The 15,455-nt window shown below is 71.8% G+C and carries 8 protein-coding genes and 1 pseudogene; 7 read left to right on the forward strand and 2 right to left on the reverse strand.

All coding sequences use genetic code 11. The annotated features are described in order from the left end of the window. Positions 1-30: 30 nt before the first annotated feature. Both FHX39_RS15580 and FHX39_RS15585 read left to right on the forward strand, forming a co-directional pair. On the forward strand, positions 31-987 hold the full coding sequence (locus tag FHX39_RS15580; RefSeq protein WP_183339907.1) for an NAD-dependent epimerase/dehydratase family protein: 957 nt from the start codon (positions 31-33) through the stop codon (positions 985-987). Further along, on the forward strand, positions 984-2,099 hold the full coding sequence (locus FHX39_RS15585; protein WP_183339910.1) for a glycosyltransferase: 1,116 nt from the start codon (positions 984-986) through the stop codon (positions 2,097-2,099). The genes FHX39_RS15580 and FHX39_RS15585 overlap by 4 nt, the downstream gene beginning before the upstream one ends. Positions 2,100-2,748: 649 nt before the next feature. Here FHX39_RS15585 and FHX39_RS15590 read toward each other — a convergent pair. Continuing rightward, on the reverse strand, positions 2,749-3,789 hold the full coding sequence (locus FHX39_RS15590) for a glycosyltransferase (RefSeq protein WP_183339911.1): 1,041 nt from the start codon (positions 3,787-3,789) through the stop codon (positions 2,749-2,751). A 586-nt stretch (positions 3,790-4,375) separates the two neighbouring features. Here FHX39_RS15590 and FHX39_RS15595 point away from each other — a divergent pair. The 5 genes and pseudogenes from FHX39_RS15595 (at position 4,376) to FHX39_RS15615 (ending at position 13,240) form a co-directional block, all read left to right on the forward strand. Further along, positions 4,376-8,944 (forward strand): fibronectin type III domain-containing protein, encoded by a 4,569-nt coding sequence (locus tag FHX39_RS15595; RefSeq protein ID WP_183339913.1) that lies wholly within the window; start codon positions 4,376-4,378, stop codon positions 8,942-8,944. Between the two features lie 406 nt (positions 8,945-9,350). Then, positions 9,351-9,500 (forward strand): annotated as a pseudogene (locus tag FHX39_RS22450) (DapH/DapD/GlmU-related protein); the annotation flags it as partial. Positions 9,501-9,818: 318 nt separating this feature from the next. Further along, positions 9,819-11,249: an O-antigen ligase family protein gene (locus FHX39_RS15605; protein ID WP_183339917.1), complete on the forward strand. Its 1,431-nt coding sequence runs from the start codon at positions 9,819-9,821 to the stop codon at positions 11,247-11,249. A gap of 3 nt (positions 11,250-11,252) precedes the next feature. After that, complete coding sequence (locus FHX39_RS15610) at positions 11,253-11,834, forward strand: serine O-acetyltransferase (RefSeq protein WP_198423430.1); 582 nt, start codon at positions 11,253-11,255, stop codon at positions 11,832-11,834. 89 nt (positions 11,835-11,923) lie between these two features. Continuing rightward, positions 11,924-13,240, forward strand: a complete 1,317-nt coding sequence (locus tag FHX39_RS15615; protein ID WP_183339920.1) for a polysaccharide biosynthesis protein — start codon at positions 11,924-11,926, stop codon at positions 13,238-13,240. A gap of 633 nt (positions 13,241-13,873) precedes the next feature. Here FHX39_RS15615 and FHX39_RS15620 read toward each other — a convergent pair. Next, entirely contained in the window at positions 13,874-15,376 is a 1,503-nt protein-coding gene (locus FHX39_RS15620; RefSeq protein ID WP_198423431.1) for a sugar transferase, read from the reverse strand. Positions 15,377-15,455 lie beyond the last annotated feature (79 nt).

The raw sequence follows: 15,455 nt of genomic DNA on the forward strand, positions 1-15,455 counted from the left end.
ACCCCCGACGTTCGACGTGAGGAACCCCCGATGAGAGCACTCGTGACCGGCGTGGCCGGGTTCGTGGGCAGCACCCTGGCCAAGCAGCTCCTGAGCGAAGGTCACGAGGTCGTCGGCATCGACGTGCTCACCGACTACTACGAGGTGTCGATCAAGCGCGGCAACCTCGCCTCCATCCCGGAGACCGGCTTCACCTTCGTCCAGGCCGACCTCAACACGGTCGATCTGGGTGCGCTGCTCGTCGACGTCGACTGGATCTTCCACCAGGCCGGCCAGCCGGGCGTCCGGATGTCGTGGGGCAAGGACTTCGCCATCTACGTCCGGCAGAACATCGAGGCCACGCAGCGCCTGCTCGAGGCGGCCAAGGACGCCCCGCGGCTCAAGCGGATGGTCTACGCGTCGTCGTCGTCGATCTACGGCAACGCCGAGCGCTACCCGACGTCGGAGGACGACCGCCCGCAGCCGGTGAGCCCGTACGGGGTCACCAAGCTCGCGGCCGAGCACCTGTGCTCGCTGTACGCGTCGAACTTCGGCGTGCCGACGGTCTCCCTGCGCTACTTCACCGTCTACGGCCCGGGCCAGCGCACGGACATGGCCTTCACGCGCTTCGTCCGCGCCGCCGTGCTCGACGAGCTCATCTCGATCTACGGCACCGGCGAGCAGATCCGCGACTTCACCTACGTCGAGGACGTCGTCGCGGCGAACATCGCGGCCGCCTCGACCGACGGCGTGACGCCCGGCACCGTGCTGAACGTCGCCGGCGGCTCCAACGTCTCGGTGCTCGACACCCTGCGGATCATCTCCGACCTCAACGGCAAGCCGCTGCGCGTCGAGCACACCGAGTCGGTCAAGGGCGACGTCTTCCGCACCGGCGGCGACACCGCCAAGATCGCGCGCGTGCTCGGCTGGCAGCCGACCGTCACCATCGAGGAGGGCCTCGCACGCCACCTCGACTGGGCGAAGAAGACGTTCGGCCCCCAGGCATGACGGCCACCTCGGGAACCCCCGCGACGCAGGACGGCCTGCGCGTCGGGATCCTGCTGCCGAGCCTCAGCGGGGGCGGCGCCGAGTTCGTCGCGGTGCAGTGGGCCGAGCACCTGGCCCGCCAGGGTCACCACCCGACGCTGCTCACCACGCACGAGCCCGACGCGACGCACCCGGACGTGCCGGTCGTCGCGCTGACGGCGAGCTCGTTCCCGGCCCGCGTGCGCGCGCTGCGCAGCCACGTGTCCGGCGCGGGCTACGACGTTCTCATGGGCCTCATGCCGCACTGGAACCTGCTCGTCCTGCTCGCCACCCGCGGCCTCGCGAACGCGCCGCGGACCGTCATCAGCGGGCGGAACGTGGAGGCGCCGCTGCGCCGGATCCACGGCCTGTCGTACAAGGTCGAGCTCGGGCTCGCGCACCAGCTCTACCGCCGCGCGGACGCGTACGTCGCGATCTCGCACCCGGTCGCCGCCGAGGCCGCAGGCGTCTACAACCTGGACCCGGACCGCGTCTGGGTCGTGCCCAACCCGGCGACGGGTAAGGACCCCGGCCACGCCGCCGCGGCACGTGTCGCCGCCGGACCGACCGACGGCACCAGCGTCACGCTGACCATCCCGGCGCGGCTCGTCCCGCAGAAGCGGCCCGTGCTTGCGGTCGAGACCGCGGCCCTGCTGCGGGAGCGCGACGGGATCGACGCCAAGGTCGACTTCTTCGGCAAGGGCCCGCTCGAGGCCGAGGTGCGCAGCGCCGCGGAGCGCCTGGGCGTGCCCGTCACGTTCCGCGGATGGGTGACGAGCTGGTTCGACGAGGCCGAGCCGGACGCGGTCGTGCTCCTGACCTCCGCCGCCGAGGGCTTCGCGAACGTGCTCGTCGAGGGCGCGGCCGCCGGCATCCCCAGCGTCGCCTCCTCGCGCGCGCTCGGCAGCGCCGACGCGATCGTCCCGCACGTGACGGGTGAGTTCGCGATCGGCTCCGAGCCGGCGGACTACGCCGACGCCGTGCTGCGCGCCCGTACGCTCGCGCCCGTCTCGGCCCCGGCCTGGCTCGAACGCTTCTCCCCCGCCGAGAGCGGCGCGGCGCTCGAGCACGTGCTGCGTCACATCACGCGCTAGGTCGTTCGTCGGCTCTCTGAGTCTTCAGACGAGGACGCAGCAACGGGGAGTGGGGCTGCTTCGCGGGTGCGCGCCTGGGCGTCAGCTTGTGACGCCAGCGGTTACGGATCTGCTCCAGCGGTAGGCGTTCCCGGTCCGCAGGGTCCGGGGGGCGGGATCAGGTACCGCTCGCGGAGGCTTTCAGGAGAAGAGCGCAGCAACGGGGAGCGGGTGCCTCGCGGGGACGCGCTCCCGCTCGTCAGGGCGACTTGTGGCACTTGAGGTCACGCGGACGAGCTCAACCTGCGACGTCTGGCGTCAGAGGTACGACCGCCAGTGGTCAACCTTCGCGAGAGTGCGCTCCCGCACGTCGCGGCGGCCGGTCGAGGTGCATGAGCGCACACTCGCGTGCGGGCTCGAGCTGATCGTCGCGAGTGGCGCCAACGGGCACGCGTACGCGGCGTGTCGCGCGTCGAGTGGCGCCACCGGTTACATGCACTCTCCAGCGGTACGCCTTCCCGGTCGAAAGGCGTCAGAAAGCGGGATCCGGTACCGCTCGAGGCGACGGGCGACTCGCGGTGCGCGTACTCGCTCGTTGCTGCGCCTTTGCTTGTCCTCTTGCCTGGCGCGTACTCGCTCGTTCCTGCGCCTTTGCTTGTCCTCCAGCGACTCAGCCGCGCTCCACCAGGCTGCGCGCAATGCCGTACAGGCGCTCGCCGTAGGCCTGGGGGGAGAAGCGTTCGGCGACGTCCGCCTGCGCGGCGGCGCCGAGGCGTTCCCGCAGGGCCGGGTCGCCGACCGCCGCGTTGACCGCGTCCGCGAGGGCGTCCGCGTCGTCAGCCGCCGGAACCAGCCCGGTCACGTCGGGCCGGACGTGGTCGAGCACGCCGGGGGCCCCGGGAACGATCACGGTCTGACCGAGGCCCATGGCGCCGAGGTAGGTCTTCTGCCCGCCGCTGCGGAGGGCGTCGGGCACGAGCGGCACGACGGCGACCGGCGCGCCGACCGCGAGCCGCAGGAACTCCTCCCCCGACACGGGGCCGGCCGTCACGTTCGACGGGAGCCGGTCCGGCACCGGCAGGCGGGTGGCGATGCGCACCGGGGCGCGGACGGCCTCGGCGGCCGCCAGCAGCGGCCGGTAGTCGCGCAGGGAGTCGCCGCCCGCGAAGACGAGCACCTCGGCGTCGTCACGCTGCTCCCCGGCTGCGTCCTCGTACGAGGCCCGCGCCGCCTGGAGCGCCCCCAGGTTGCTGGCCCAGTAGGGCGTGACGTGGACGTTCGCGGGGTCGATCCCCCAGAAGCCCGGGAACGAGCGCCCCTCCTCGCTGGACAGGACGCAGCAGTGGATGTTCGGCGCCCGCAGGCGGCCGATCGCGAAGCGGGTGGTGCGCCGTCCGTGACGGGCCGGCCGGTCGACGGCCACCGGACGCTGCGTACGGAAGAGGCGGTCGAGCGCCCGGCTCCCGGGCTCCCAGGTGCAGTCGGCCAGCACGACGGGGCGGTCGGGGTAGCGCGTCGCGAACGTCCGGGCGGCGATCAGCTGGTCGTAGCGCGTGCCCAGCGAGACCGACCCGCTCAGCACGACGGCGTCCGCGTCCGCGGCGCGCTCGAGCCAGGCCGAGAGCCGGCCGCGCAGCGAACGCCCGCCGGAGGCCATCCGGTGGTGGACGACGTCGTCGCCCGGCACCGTGGAGGTGCTGAGGATCTGCATGGGGGTCCCGTCCGACGTTCGACGACCGTCTCGGGCCCGGCGCGCGGCCCGTGTGCCGGCCCTGGCGCGCCGACGATACCGGTTCCCCTCCGGATCGCCACGCCCCATCCGAGCGGTCAGCCCCCGGGCCGGAGCCCGGTGGTGTCGTTCGTCGCGCAACGTCACGGCCGGACGTTCCACTCAGGAAGTCGTCGGACCTGAACGCCTTTCCCTCAGACCAAAGACGCGATTGGCGAGACGTGCACGGGGCGACGTTGTCAGGCAAGGTCCGGACCCTAAGAACTCACGGGTAGACCTTGCTGAATCGAACTGAGACATTCCTAGACAAACCGCCTTGACAACGTGGTCAAACGGCCCAAACCCGGGCCGGCGTTAAGCGATCTTCAGACATGAGCGCCGCGGTCATTCCTGAGCCGATACCTCATTCCTGAAACCGTCGGATTCCGCCGGAAAGCCAGGATCGAGGCTGCCTACGATCTGCGGGACGGCAAGGAAAGCTCCCCGACCGGGGGGCCGGACAAGCCCTCGGGGGCACGTCATCAGGTCGAGAGCCGACACCACGGCTCGGTCGTCGAAAGGCCCCCCCATGCGCACCCTCTCTGTTGGCCTGCCCAGAATCAGCACCGCCGCCCGGATCGCCGGCACGAGCACCGTCGCCGCCTTCGCGGTGGTCGCAGGTCTGCTCGTCCCGGTCCAGGCCCAGGCGGCCGACGCGGGGGTCCTGCCCGGCCGCTACGAGAACACCGCCTCCTCGATCACCTACACGGGTGCCTGGAGCACCGCGACCTCGTCGTCCGACTCGGGCGGCTCGTACGCGAACCTCAACGCCGACGGCTCGGCCACCTTCACCTTCACCGGCACGGGCGTCACCTGGAGCACGCGGACCAACAACTTCTCCGGTCTCGCCGACGTCTACCTCGACGGCGTGAAGAAGACGACCGTCGACCTCTACTCCGCGACCAGCAAGGTCAAGCAGGCCGTGTACTCCGCCGCGGGCCTCACCGACGGGACCCACACGCTCAAGATCGTGCGGACCGGGACCAAGAACGACAGCTCCACCGGCCGGAACGTCACCCTCGACTACCTGGACGTCGTCGACGCCACGGCGCCGACGGTCCCGGCCGGCGTCGCCGCGGCCAAGGAGGGCACGGGCGCCCGCATCACCTGGACCGCGAGCCCCGAGTCCGACGTCGCCGGCTACAACGTCTACCGCGCCACCGGCTCCGGCAGCTGGACCGAGATCTCGAGCGACCCGGTCATCGCCGCCAGCTACCTCGACAGCGGCCTCACAATCGGCACGACCTACGGCTACCAGGTCACCGCCGTCGACCGCGCGGGCAACGAGTCGGCCCGCAGCACCGCCGCCACCTACACCCCGGCCGCCGCACCCACGCCGACCCCGACGCCCACGCCGACCCCGACCCCGACGGCCACCCCCACGCCGACCCCGACGCCCACCCCCACCCCGACCGCGTCGCCCACCCAGACCGCGACCCCCACCGCGTCCCCCACGCCGGCCAACACCGTCGGCCAGGGCACGTACGAGAACGACGACCCGGCCGTCACGCTGAACGGCACCTGGAGCAAGGTCGCGTCGAACCAGGACTCGGGCGGCTCGACCAGCACCCTGAGCACCGCCGGCTACGCCGAGCTGTCCTTCAACACGTCGGGCATCCGCTGGATCACCCGCCTGAACAGCTACTCCGGCATCGCCGACGTCTACCTCGACGGGGTCAAGAAGGTGAGCGTCGACCTCTACTCGTCGACCACGAAGACCAAGCAGGTCGCGTACGAGGTCACGGGGCTCAGCGAGACCCCGCACACGATCCGGATCGTGCGCAGCGGCGCGAAGAACCCGAGCTCGAGCAGCCTGAACATCGCCCTCGACGCCTTTGTCGCCCCCGACGTCCACGCCCCCGACGCCCCGACCGGCGTGGTCGCCCCCGCCACGGGCACCAAGGTCTCGCTGGGCTGGGACGCCAACCCCGAGCCCGACGTCGCCGGCTACAACGTCTTCCGCGCCACCGGGACGGGGCCGTTCACCAAGATCTCGACCGGGCTGGTGACCGGCACCGGCTACGTCGACGACGGCCTCGCGCCGGGCACGACCTACAGCTACCAGGTCAGCGCGGTCGACACCTCGGCCCTCGAGTCCGACCGCAGCGCCGCTGCGACCGTCACCACCGCGATCAACGCCGTCGGCCAGGGCACGTACGAGAACGACGACCCGGCCGTCACGCTCAACGGCACCTGGACCAAGGTCGCGTCCAACCAGGACTCCGGCGGCTCCACCAGCAGCCTCAGCGGCGCCGGCTACGCCGAGCTCTCCTTCACCACCTCCGGCATCCGCTGGATGACCCGGACGAACACCTACTCCGGCAACGCCGACGTCTACCTCGACGGCGTGAAGAAGGCCAGCGTCGACCTCTACTCCTCCGCCACCAAGACCCAGCAGGTCGCGTACGAGGTCTCTGGGCTGACCGAGACCCCGCACACGCTCCGCATCGTCCGGACGGGCACCAAGAACGCGAGCTCGACCAGCGCGGCGATCATGCTCGACGCCTTCGTCGCCCCCGACATCCACGCCCCGGGCGCCCCCGCCGGCCTCACCGCGAGCCTGTCCGGTGCCGACGTCAACCTGGCCTGGACCGCCAACCCCGAGCCCGACGTCGCGGCCTACCGCGTCTTCCGGCTCGGCGGCGTCACCACGACCCGGACCCAGGTCGGCACCACCACCGCCGACGTCACGAGCTTCACCGACCTCGCCCGCCGCCCCGGCGTCACCTACACCTACGACGTCGTCGCGGTCGACACCTCCGGCAACGCCTCCGACGCCTCGGCCACCACCTCGGTGACGCTGCCCATCGAGGCCCAGCCGGCCGGGGTCTACGAGAACGACGCCGACGCGGTCACGCTCAACGGCCCCTGGTCGGTCGTCACGTCCGGCATGGACTCGGGCGGCTCGTACTCGACGCTCAACGCCGCCGGATACGCCGAGATCTCCTTCACGACCTCCGGCATCCGGTGGGTCTCGCGGACGAACAGCTACTCCGGCATCGCCGACGTCTACCTCGACGGGGTCAAGAAGGCGAGCATCGACCTCTACTCCGCGACCACGAAGTACCAGCAGGTCGTCTTCGAGGCGAGCGGGCTGACCGAGACCCCGCACACGCTGCGGGTCGTGCGGACCGGCACCAAGAACGCGAGCTCCTCCAGCACCTCGATCATGCTCGACGCCTTCGTCGCCCCCGACATCTACCCGCCCTCCGCCCCGACGGCCCCCGTGGCCGCCCCGGGCCGCGGGACGGCCCAGCTCGGCTGGACCGCCTCCCCGGAGAGCGACGTCGTCGGCTACCGCGTCTACCGCGCGCTCGCCGACGGGCCCATGGCCGCCGTGACCACGGCGCCGGTGGCGGCCACGAGCTGGACCGACGACAGCCTGCAGCCGGGGGCGACCTACCACTACCAGGTCACCTCGCTCGACGCGATGGGCAACGAGTCCCCCCGCTCGACCGTCGCCGACGTCACGATCACGATGAAGGCGGTGCCGGCCGGGACGTACGAGGACGACGACACCGACGACATCCTGATGAAGGGCGCCTGGAGCCGCACGGCCTCCACCGGCGCGGGCACCGACAGCGGCAGCTCGTTCGCGACCCTGGGCTCCGACGGCTACGCCGAGATGTCCTTCGCCACCAGCGGCATCCGCTGGCTCGCCCGGACCAACACCTCCTCGGGCCAGGCCGACGTCTACATCGACGGCGTCAAGCAGACCACCGTCGACCTCTACTCCGCCGCGACGAAGTTCGCGCAGAACGTCTTCGAGGTCACCGGGCTCCCTGAGACCGGCCACACCATCCGGATCGTGCGGACCGGCAACAAGAGCGCCGACTCCCAGGGCCGCAACATCACGCTCGACGCGTTCGTCGCCCCGGACATCTACGCCCCCGCGGTGCCGACGGCGCTCAAGGCGACGGGGACCCGTACGGGCGCCAAGCTGACCTGGACCAAGAGCCCGGACGGCGACGTGGCCTCCTACCGGGTCTTCCGGCGGGCCGCGGGCTCCACCACCGAGGTGCTCGTCGGGACCACCTCGGCCGACACCACCTCGTTCAGCAACGTGGGCCTGGCCGAGGGCGGCAGCTTCACCTGGACCGTCGTCGCCCGCGACACCTGGGGCAACGACTCCGGTGCGTCGCTGCCGGCCTCGTTCACCAACGGCGGCGACCCGTACGCCGCCTTCCCGCAGCGCTACAGCACCTGCCCGACCGCGACGGTGACCGTCTCCACCCGGGCGCAGCTGCTCTCGGCGATCTCCTCGGCCACCGCCGGAACGGTCATCCGGCTCAACCCGGGCACGTACGGCGCCAACTACGACATCGGCTCGACCGGCACCCCGGACAAGCCGGTCTGGATCTGCGGTCCCCGTGCGGCGGTCATCGACAACGCCGACGTCACCAAGGGCTACGGCTTCCGCGTCAACGGGGCGTCCAACCTGGTGCTCGCCGGGATGACCGTCCGCAACGTCCAGAAGGGCGTCGCCGTCCTCTACTCCAAGGCCGTCACGGTCGCCGACCTCCGCGTCGAGAACATCGGCGACGAGGCCATCCACCTCAAGAACCAGACCACCGACTCCACCGTCATCGGCAACTCCATCTCCACCACCGGCCTGAACTCGGCCGGCTACGGCGAGGGCGTCTACATCGGCACGGCGCAGGGCAACTGGTGCCTCTACAACAACTGCGCCCCCGACACCAGCGACCGCAACCTCGTCGCCTTCAACGACATCCGCGCCACCACGGCGGAGCCCATGGAGGCGAAGGCCGGCACCACCGACGGCACGATGTGGAAGAACACCCTCGACGGGGCGGCCATCACCTCGGCCGACACCGACTCCCTCGTCCAGGTCATGGGCAACAGCTGGGTCGTCGCCGGCAACACCGGCAGCCACAGCCCGCAGGACGCCATCCAGATCTGGAACACCGACACCGACTGGGGCCTCAACAACGTCGTCTACAACAACGGCGTCACCGACACCCTGCCGGGCTACGGCGTCCGGATGCCCGCCAACGAGGCCGCGGGCAACGTCGTCAGCTGCAACAACACGGCCGCCTCCGCCGCTCTGGGGGTGACCAACAAGCCCTGCCAGAACTGACCCCGGACCGCACCGGGCGTCCCGTCGGGGGACCGCCCGGACCAGGTCCGACCTCGGTACGGACGCCGGCACCGGCGCAGGCTCCCTGCGCTAGTGTCGGCGTCCTTCCCTGCCCCCTCGTCCCCCCAGGAGCGACGTGCCCAGTCTTGTCTCGCGGCTCCCGCGGTGGTGGCGGTGGCGGGCGCTCAGCCGGGTCAAGGGCCCCGTCCAGGCCGCCCGGGACCTCGGCGTCACGATCGGCGAGGGCTGCCGGATCTACTCCCTGCAGATCAGCTCGGAGTGGGAGCTGCTGACCATCGGCGACCGCGTCACCGTGAGCAGCGACGTCACGTTCATCACCCACGACGGGGTCGGCTGGCTCTTCCCCGACGAGCAGGGGCGCCGGCACTACTGGCTGGCCCGGATCGAGATCGGCGACGACGTGTTCGTCGGCGCGGGCACGACGATCATGCCCGGCGTCCGGATCGGGAACCGCTGCGTCGTCGCCGCCGGCTCGGTCGTCACCCGCTCGGTGCCGGACGGCTCGGTCGTCGGGGGCAACCCGGCCAAGCTGATCGGCACGTACGACGCCCTGGGCGCGAAGGTCGCGCAGTGGCCGACGACCCGCGAGGTGGCCCCGGGCTTCAAGCCCGAGCTGAGGCGCTGACGCCGCGCGGCAGCGGTGATCCTGCCCACAGCCGCCCGGGACGTCCGCGTGAGCCGGACGACGGCGGGCGGCAACCCCACGGATCGGATTGACAGCGGCTGGGACGCCAGCGAGGCTGGGCGCGCAGCGCGGAGTCGCGACGTCCCCGACCGGGCGCCTGGCGGCACCTCGTCAGGCCTGGGGGCGGTCCCTGACGAGCGCACCTGTCACCGATCGAAGGCCTGATGCATGTCGACTGTCCGTCCTGCGGCTGAGCCGTCCCAGGCCCTCCTGCTGGTCCCCGTGGTCCTGGTCGTCCTCGCGCTGGGCGGCATCGCCGCCGCGTCGCCCGTCGGCACGGTCGTGCTGGTCGGCCTCGCCGTCCTCGTCGTCGCGGCCTGCCTGCCCCTGTGGATCCTGCCCAGCGTGGCCCTGTGGCTCTTCGCGCTCCTGCCGGTCGGCTACCTGGTCGGCGTGCCCAACTTCGTCGGCCGCTTCTACTCCCCCGCCGTGGTCGTGCTGCTCATCTGGCTCGTCCGGCTGTCGTTCACGCGGGGGCGTCCCTCCTTCTTCCGCTCGCTGCGCTGGCTCGTCCCCGTCTTCGCGGTGCTGCTCGGGCTGTCCTACATCGGGCTGAGCCCGTCGCGCAGCGTCAACTGGCTGATCGTCGTCGCGATCGCCGTGGCCCTGCCGGCCGCGCTCGCCCCGGCCATCGACCGGCGCACGTCGACGACGCTGCTGCAGGCGTGGTTCGTGCTCGGGATCGGCCTGTCGCTCGTCGCGGTCATCGAGTCGCTGCTGCAGACGAACCCGCTGTCGCCGTACTACAGCTTCGACCAGCACTGGGCCCTCTACCGGGTCAGCACGACGCTCGGCCACCCGCTGATGAACGGCACCTTCTTCTCCGTCACCGCCTGCCTCGCCGCGTTCACCATGACGCGCGTCGGCGCCCCCCGCGGCACCGCGTTCATCTGCTTCGCCGCCTGCGCCCTCGCCGCCGGCCTCACCGGCTCCCGCAGCGGTGTGTACGCCCTCGTCGCCGGCCTCGCGGTCGGGCTGCTCGTCACCCTCGTCTCGGGCCGCACGAGCATCGCCAACAAGCTCCTCGGGATCGTGCTCGGCGTCGTCGCCCTGGTCGTCCTCCCCGCGCTCCCGACCATCGCCGGTCGGGCGGGCAGCGCCGAGGGCGCGGCCTCCAGCCTCTACCGCGACTACGTCGTCCGCCTCGCGGGCCGCCTCTTCCTGGAGCGGCCGATCGTGGGCTACGGGCCGGGGAACTCCGCCATCGCCACCGCGCAGTCCGGCGCCGTGCTCCCGCTCGAGAACTCGGTGCTCGGCACCCTGGTCAGCGGCGGCGTGATCGGCACGGCCGCGCTGCTCGTCCTGGTGGCCGTCGTCGTCGTCCGCGTCGTGCGGACCGGCCGGGCGGACGGCATCGCCGCCATCGCCGCGTACGTCGTCGCCGGTGCCGCCTTCCCCCTCTGGGAGAGCAACCCCGCCGCTCTGATCGCCGTGGGCCTGGTCGTCATCGCCACGCGGACGAGCGCCGACGCCCCCGTGCCGGGGACGGTCGACGACGCGGTGGACGCGGTGGACGCGGTGGACAACGGGATCGTGCGACCACGCCGCGGCGCGCGCGCCCAGGTCGCTGCCCGCGCAGCCGTCGCGGGCGTGCGCTGACCCATGATCTCCACGCGGTCCGACTACGAGCGCTACCTGCGCGACGACCTCACGGCGGCCGGCCTGTCCCGCTGGACCTTCGTCCAGCGGTTCCGCCGGCCCGAGGTCCACTACCTGCGGGTGCTCCGCCGGGTGGAGCTCCTGCTGGCGCAGCCCGGACCGGTCGCCCGCGTGCGACGTTCCTGGTACCGCGCACAGCTCATGCGCCTCTCGACCCGGCTCGGCCTGACCATCCCGCCGAACGTCTTCGGACCGGGGCTGGGGATCGCCCACTACGGCAGCATCGTCGTGCACTCGAAGGCCAAGGTCGGCGCCTGGTGCCGGATCAACTCCGCGACGAACATCGGGCTGAGCCCGAGCGGGGTCCCGACCATCGGCGACTACTGCTACATCGCGCCGGGCGCGGTGATCTACGGCGGCATCACGATCGGTGACCGCGTCGTCATCGGCGCGAACGCCGTCGTCGGGCGCGACGTGCCCGACGAGGTGACGGTCGCGGGAGCCCCCGCGCGCGTCGTCTCGCAGAAGGGTTCCGCGGCGATGATGCCCGACTTCGTCCCCGTGCCCCGCCCCGCCCAGCCATGACCCAGGACGCGCCCGCCCCCCAGGGCGCACCTCCGCCTCAGGACCCGTCCCCGCCCCAGGAGACGCCGAAGGGCACGGGGACGCCGAAGGTGCGGTCACGCTCCGACATCCTCACCACGGGGGTCGCGGCCCTCGTCCTCTTCCCCGGCTTCGCCTTCTCCTTCGTCCTGTCCTGGCTCGTCGGGACCTCGCGCAGCGACGAGCTCCTGCTCGCGGCGTCGGTCTCGCTGACGCTGACCAACGTCGTCGGCAACGCGATCGAGGCCAACAGCGTCGCGGAGATGGGCCGCCTCATCGGGCGCGGCACGCCCCCGGGCAAGGCGGTGCTGCGCTCGTACGCGCGCCGGATCTTCCTCTTCGCCCTCGCCACCTGCGTGGCCGTCGGACTGCCGCTCACGGTCGTCTACGCGTTCCGACGGACCGACCCGTACGAGTTCGCCGCGCTGGCCGGCGTGATGCTGCTGATGGCGCTCGTCGGGGGCGTGTCCAGCGCGTTCTCCGGGCTCAACATCGCCCACGGCCGGGTCGCCCTCCCCATCAGCCTGCAGTCGCTGCGCACCGTCGTGCCGATCGTCCTGGTGCTGGCCTGGCCGACCGCTCCGCTCTTCGTCTACGCGGCCGGCTTCGTCCTCGGCGAGCTCGTCCGGCTCACGATCCTCTACCGCACGTCGCGCCGGCTGCCCTCGAGCACCGAGGCCGCCGACATCCCGACCCGCGGCCTCGTGTGGCAGTCGGCCTCCGCGCTGACCGCGCAGTCCGGCCCCGTGACGGACCGCATCTTCCTGGCCCGCAGCCCCGTCGGGTCGCTGTCGTCGTACGAGATGGCCGACAAGCTGTTCTTCGCCGCGGCCCAGGTCGTCAACCTCGGCCTCGTCGTCCGCCGCCTGTCGCGCTGGGCGCGGCTCCCCAGCTACGAGTACGCGGCCGGGCGGGCCATGTTCCGCAAGGACTTCGGGATCCTCCTCGCCGTGAACGTGGCCGTCGGCCTCGTCGGGTCGGGCGTCTGCCTGCTGGCCAGCACGTTCGACTTCCTCCCGTCCCCGTGGCTCCAGGGCCTCCGGTGGGGCGCGATCCTGTTCCTGTCGATGCCGTTCAGCCTCTGCATCTCCTGCGGTGGCCGGATGCTCATCATCGCCCGCCGGCAGCGGCTGCTGGTGTGGTTCGCGGCCACGTTCGCGGTGCTCAACGCGCTTGCGGACTGGCTGTTCTTCGTGCTGTTCGGCCCGATCGGCATCCCGATCGCCACGGCGCTCGTCCGCCTCGTCTCCGCGGTCCTCTACCTGATCGTCGTGACCCGCCTGCTGCCCTCGATCATCGGCTCCGACCTCCCGCCCGCGGACCCGGTCGAGAACGAGGCCGCCACCGCGTACGTCGACGCCGAGTCCACCAGCGGCGACCGCGCCTGAGGGGTTCTATGCGCCTGGGGCGCCTGGAGTCCAGCTGACCTGCGAGCGAAGGTTTCAGACCAAGGCGCAGCAACGACGGAGCAGGCTGCCCCGTAGCTTGGCCCGTCGGCCGGCGGGACCGTTGGCGCCACTCGACACGCGTCACGCTGCGTACGCGTCTCCGGTGGCGCCACTCGTCGCTGAGTGTGCGCTCGCGCACCTGGATGCGCCGCCCTGACGTGCGGGAGCGCACTCTCGCAGGGCACCCACTTCCCTGTTGCTGCGCTGTCGCCCTAACCCCCCTCGAGATGCGTCACCACTGGCGCCACTCGACCCGCGACACGCCGCGTACGCGTGCCCGGTGGCGCCACTCGTCAGGTCGGTCGCCAGGTGCGCAGTTCCGCACCTCGACACGCCGCCCTGAGGTGCGGGAGCGCGCACCTGCGGGGCACGTGCTCCCCCGTTGCTGCGCTTTTCGCCCTGACCCCTCGCCCCGCGTCACCGCTGGCGCCACTCGACCCGCGCCACGCCGAGTACGCGTGCCCGATGGCGCCACTCGCGCAGAACGCGCACGCGAGACCCAAGCGAAACGACACGTGCCCCAGACCCACGAGGGGTCTGGGGCACGAGGCGTGCGGGCCGGCGGGCCGAGGCTCAGTACGCGCCGCTCTTGCCGAGGACGGCGGCGACGGTGCGCCAGACGATGACCAGGTCCTGGATGAGGGACCAGTTCTCGACGTAGTAGAGGTCGAGGCGGACCGACTCCTCCCACGACAGGTCGGAACGTCCGCTGACCTGCCACAGGCCGGTGATGCCCGGCTTGACCAGCAGGCGGCGGTGGACCATGTCGGAGTACGTCATGACCTCGTCGCGCAGCGGCGGGCGGGGGCCGACGATGCTCATCTGCCCGGTCAGCACGTTGAACAGCTGCGGCAGCTCGTCGAGGCTGAAGCGCCGGAGGACCTTGCCCAGCGAGGTGACTCGGGGGTCGTCGCGCATCTTGAACAGCGGGCCGGCGCCCTGGTTGAGGTCGAGCAGGTTGAGCCGGACCTTGTCGGCGTCCTGCCGCATCGAGCGGAACTTGAGCATGCCGAACGGCTCGCCGTTCAGGCCGATGCGCTCGGAGCGGTAGAAGACCTTGCCCGGGCTGGTCAGCTTGACCAGCAGCGCGATGACGATCATGACCGGGGACAGCAGCAGGATGGCGACGGCCGCCCCGAGAGCGTCGACGGCGTGCTTGCCGAACTTGCCCGCCCCGCGGTACTGCGGCTTGTCCACGTGGAGCAGCGGGAGGCCGGCGACCGGGCGGACCTGCAGCCGGGGGCCGGCCACGTCGACGACGCCGGGCGCCACGACCAGGTCGGTGCCCGCGGCCTCGAGCTGCCAGGCCAGGGCCCGCATGCCCTCGTTGCCGAAGAACTCGGTGTTGCTGACGGCGACCATGTCGGCCTGGGTGGCCTCGACGGCGTCGATCACGGTGGACTCGTCGCCGAGCACCGGGACGTGGTGACCCTCGATGTCGAGGACCCGGCCCGCGTGGCCCCAGCCGGGCTCGCAGACCCCGACCACGCGGAAGCCCGCGTTCGGGTCACGCTCGAAGACCTTGGCCATCGCGACGGCCGCACGGTGCGAGCCGACGACGAGGACGCTGGAGAGGTAGCGGCGCTGGGCCCGCTGCTTGTGCAACCAGGTGCGCCACAGCTTGCGCTGCAGCAGGAGCAGCGAGAGTCCGACCGGCAGGGCGACGAAGAGGTAGCCGCGGGCGACGTCGAGCTTGAGCAGGTACGCGAGGATCGCGACCGTGCCGAAGAGCGCGAACGAAGCGTGGGCGATGCGGCGGTACTCCTCCGGGCCCGAGCCGACGATGCGGCTCTCCCGGGTGTGGAACGCGGTGAGGGCCAGCGCCCAGAGCACGACCAGGACGGCGGAGACGATCGAGTAGCTGACCATCGAGCTCGGCAGCAGGACGGCGTCGCCGGTCGTGCCGAAGCGGGCGAGCTGGGCGGCGACGACCGCGGCGATGACGACGACGAGGTCCCCGACGGTGAGCCGGGCACGGTAGGCCTCGATCCAGCGCGCCGCGGGCGGTGCGGTGCTGAATCCGGTGCGGGCGAGGATGTGGTGAGGCGCTTGCGGCCTTGGATCGATCTGAGTCACGTCAGTCAGCACTTCTCCCCGAGGTGGTGCCCACGAGTCATCCCTAACTCGTGCTGGGTCCTCGGACGCACGCACGCGG

Origin of the sequence: Microlunatus antarcticus, from assembly GCF_014193425.1 — a bacterium.
GTDB classification, from domain to species: Bacteria; Actinomycetota; Actinomycetes; order Propionibacteriales; family Propionibacteriaceae; genus Microlunatus; species Microlunatus antarcticus.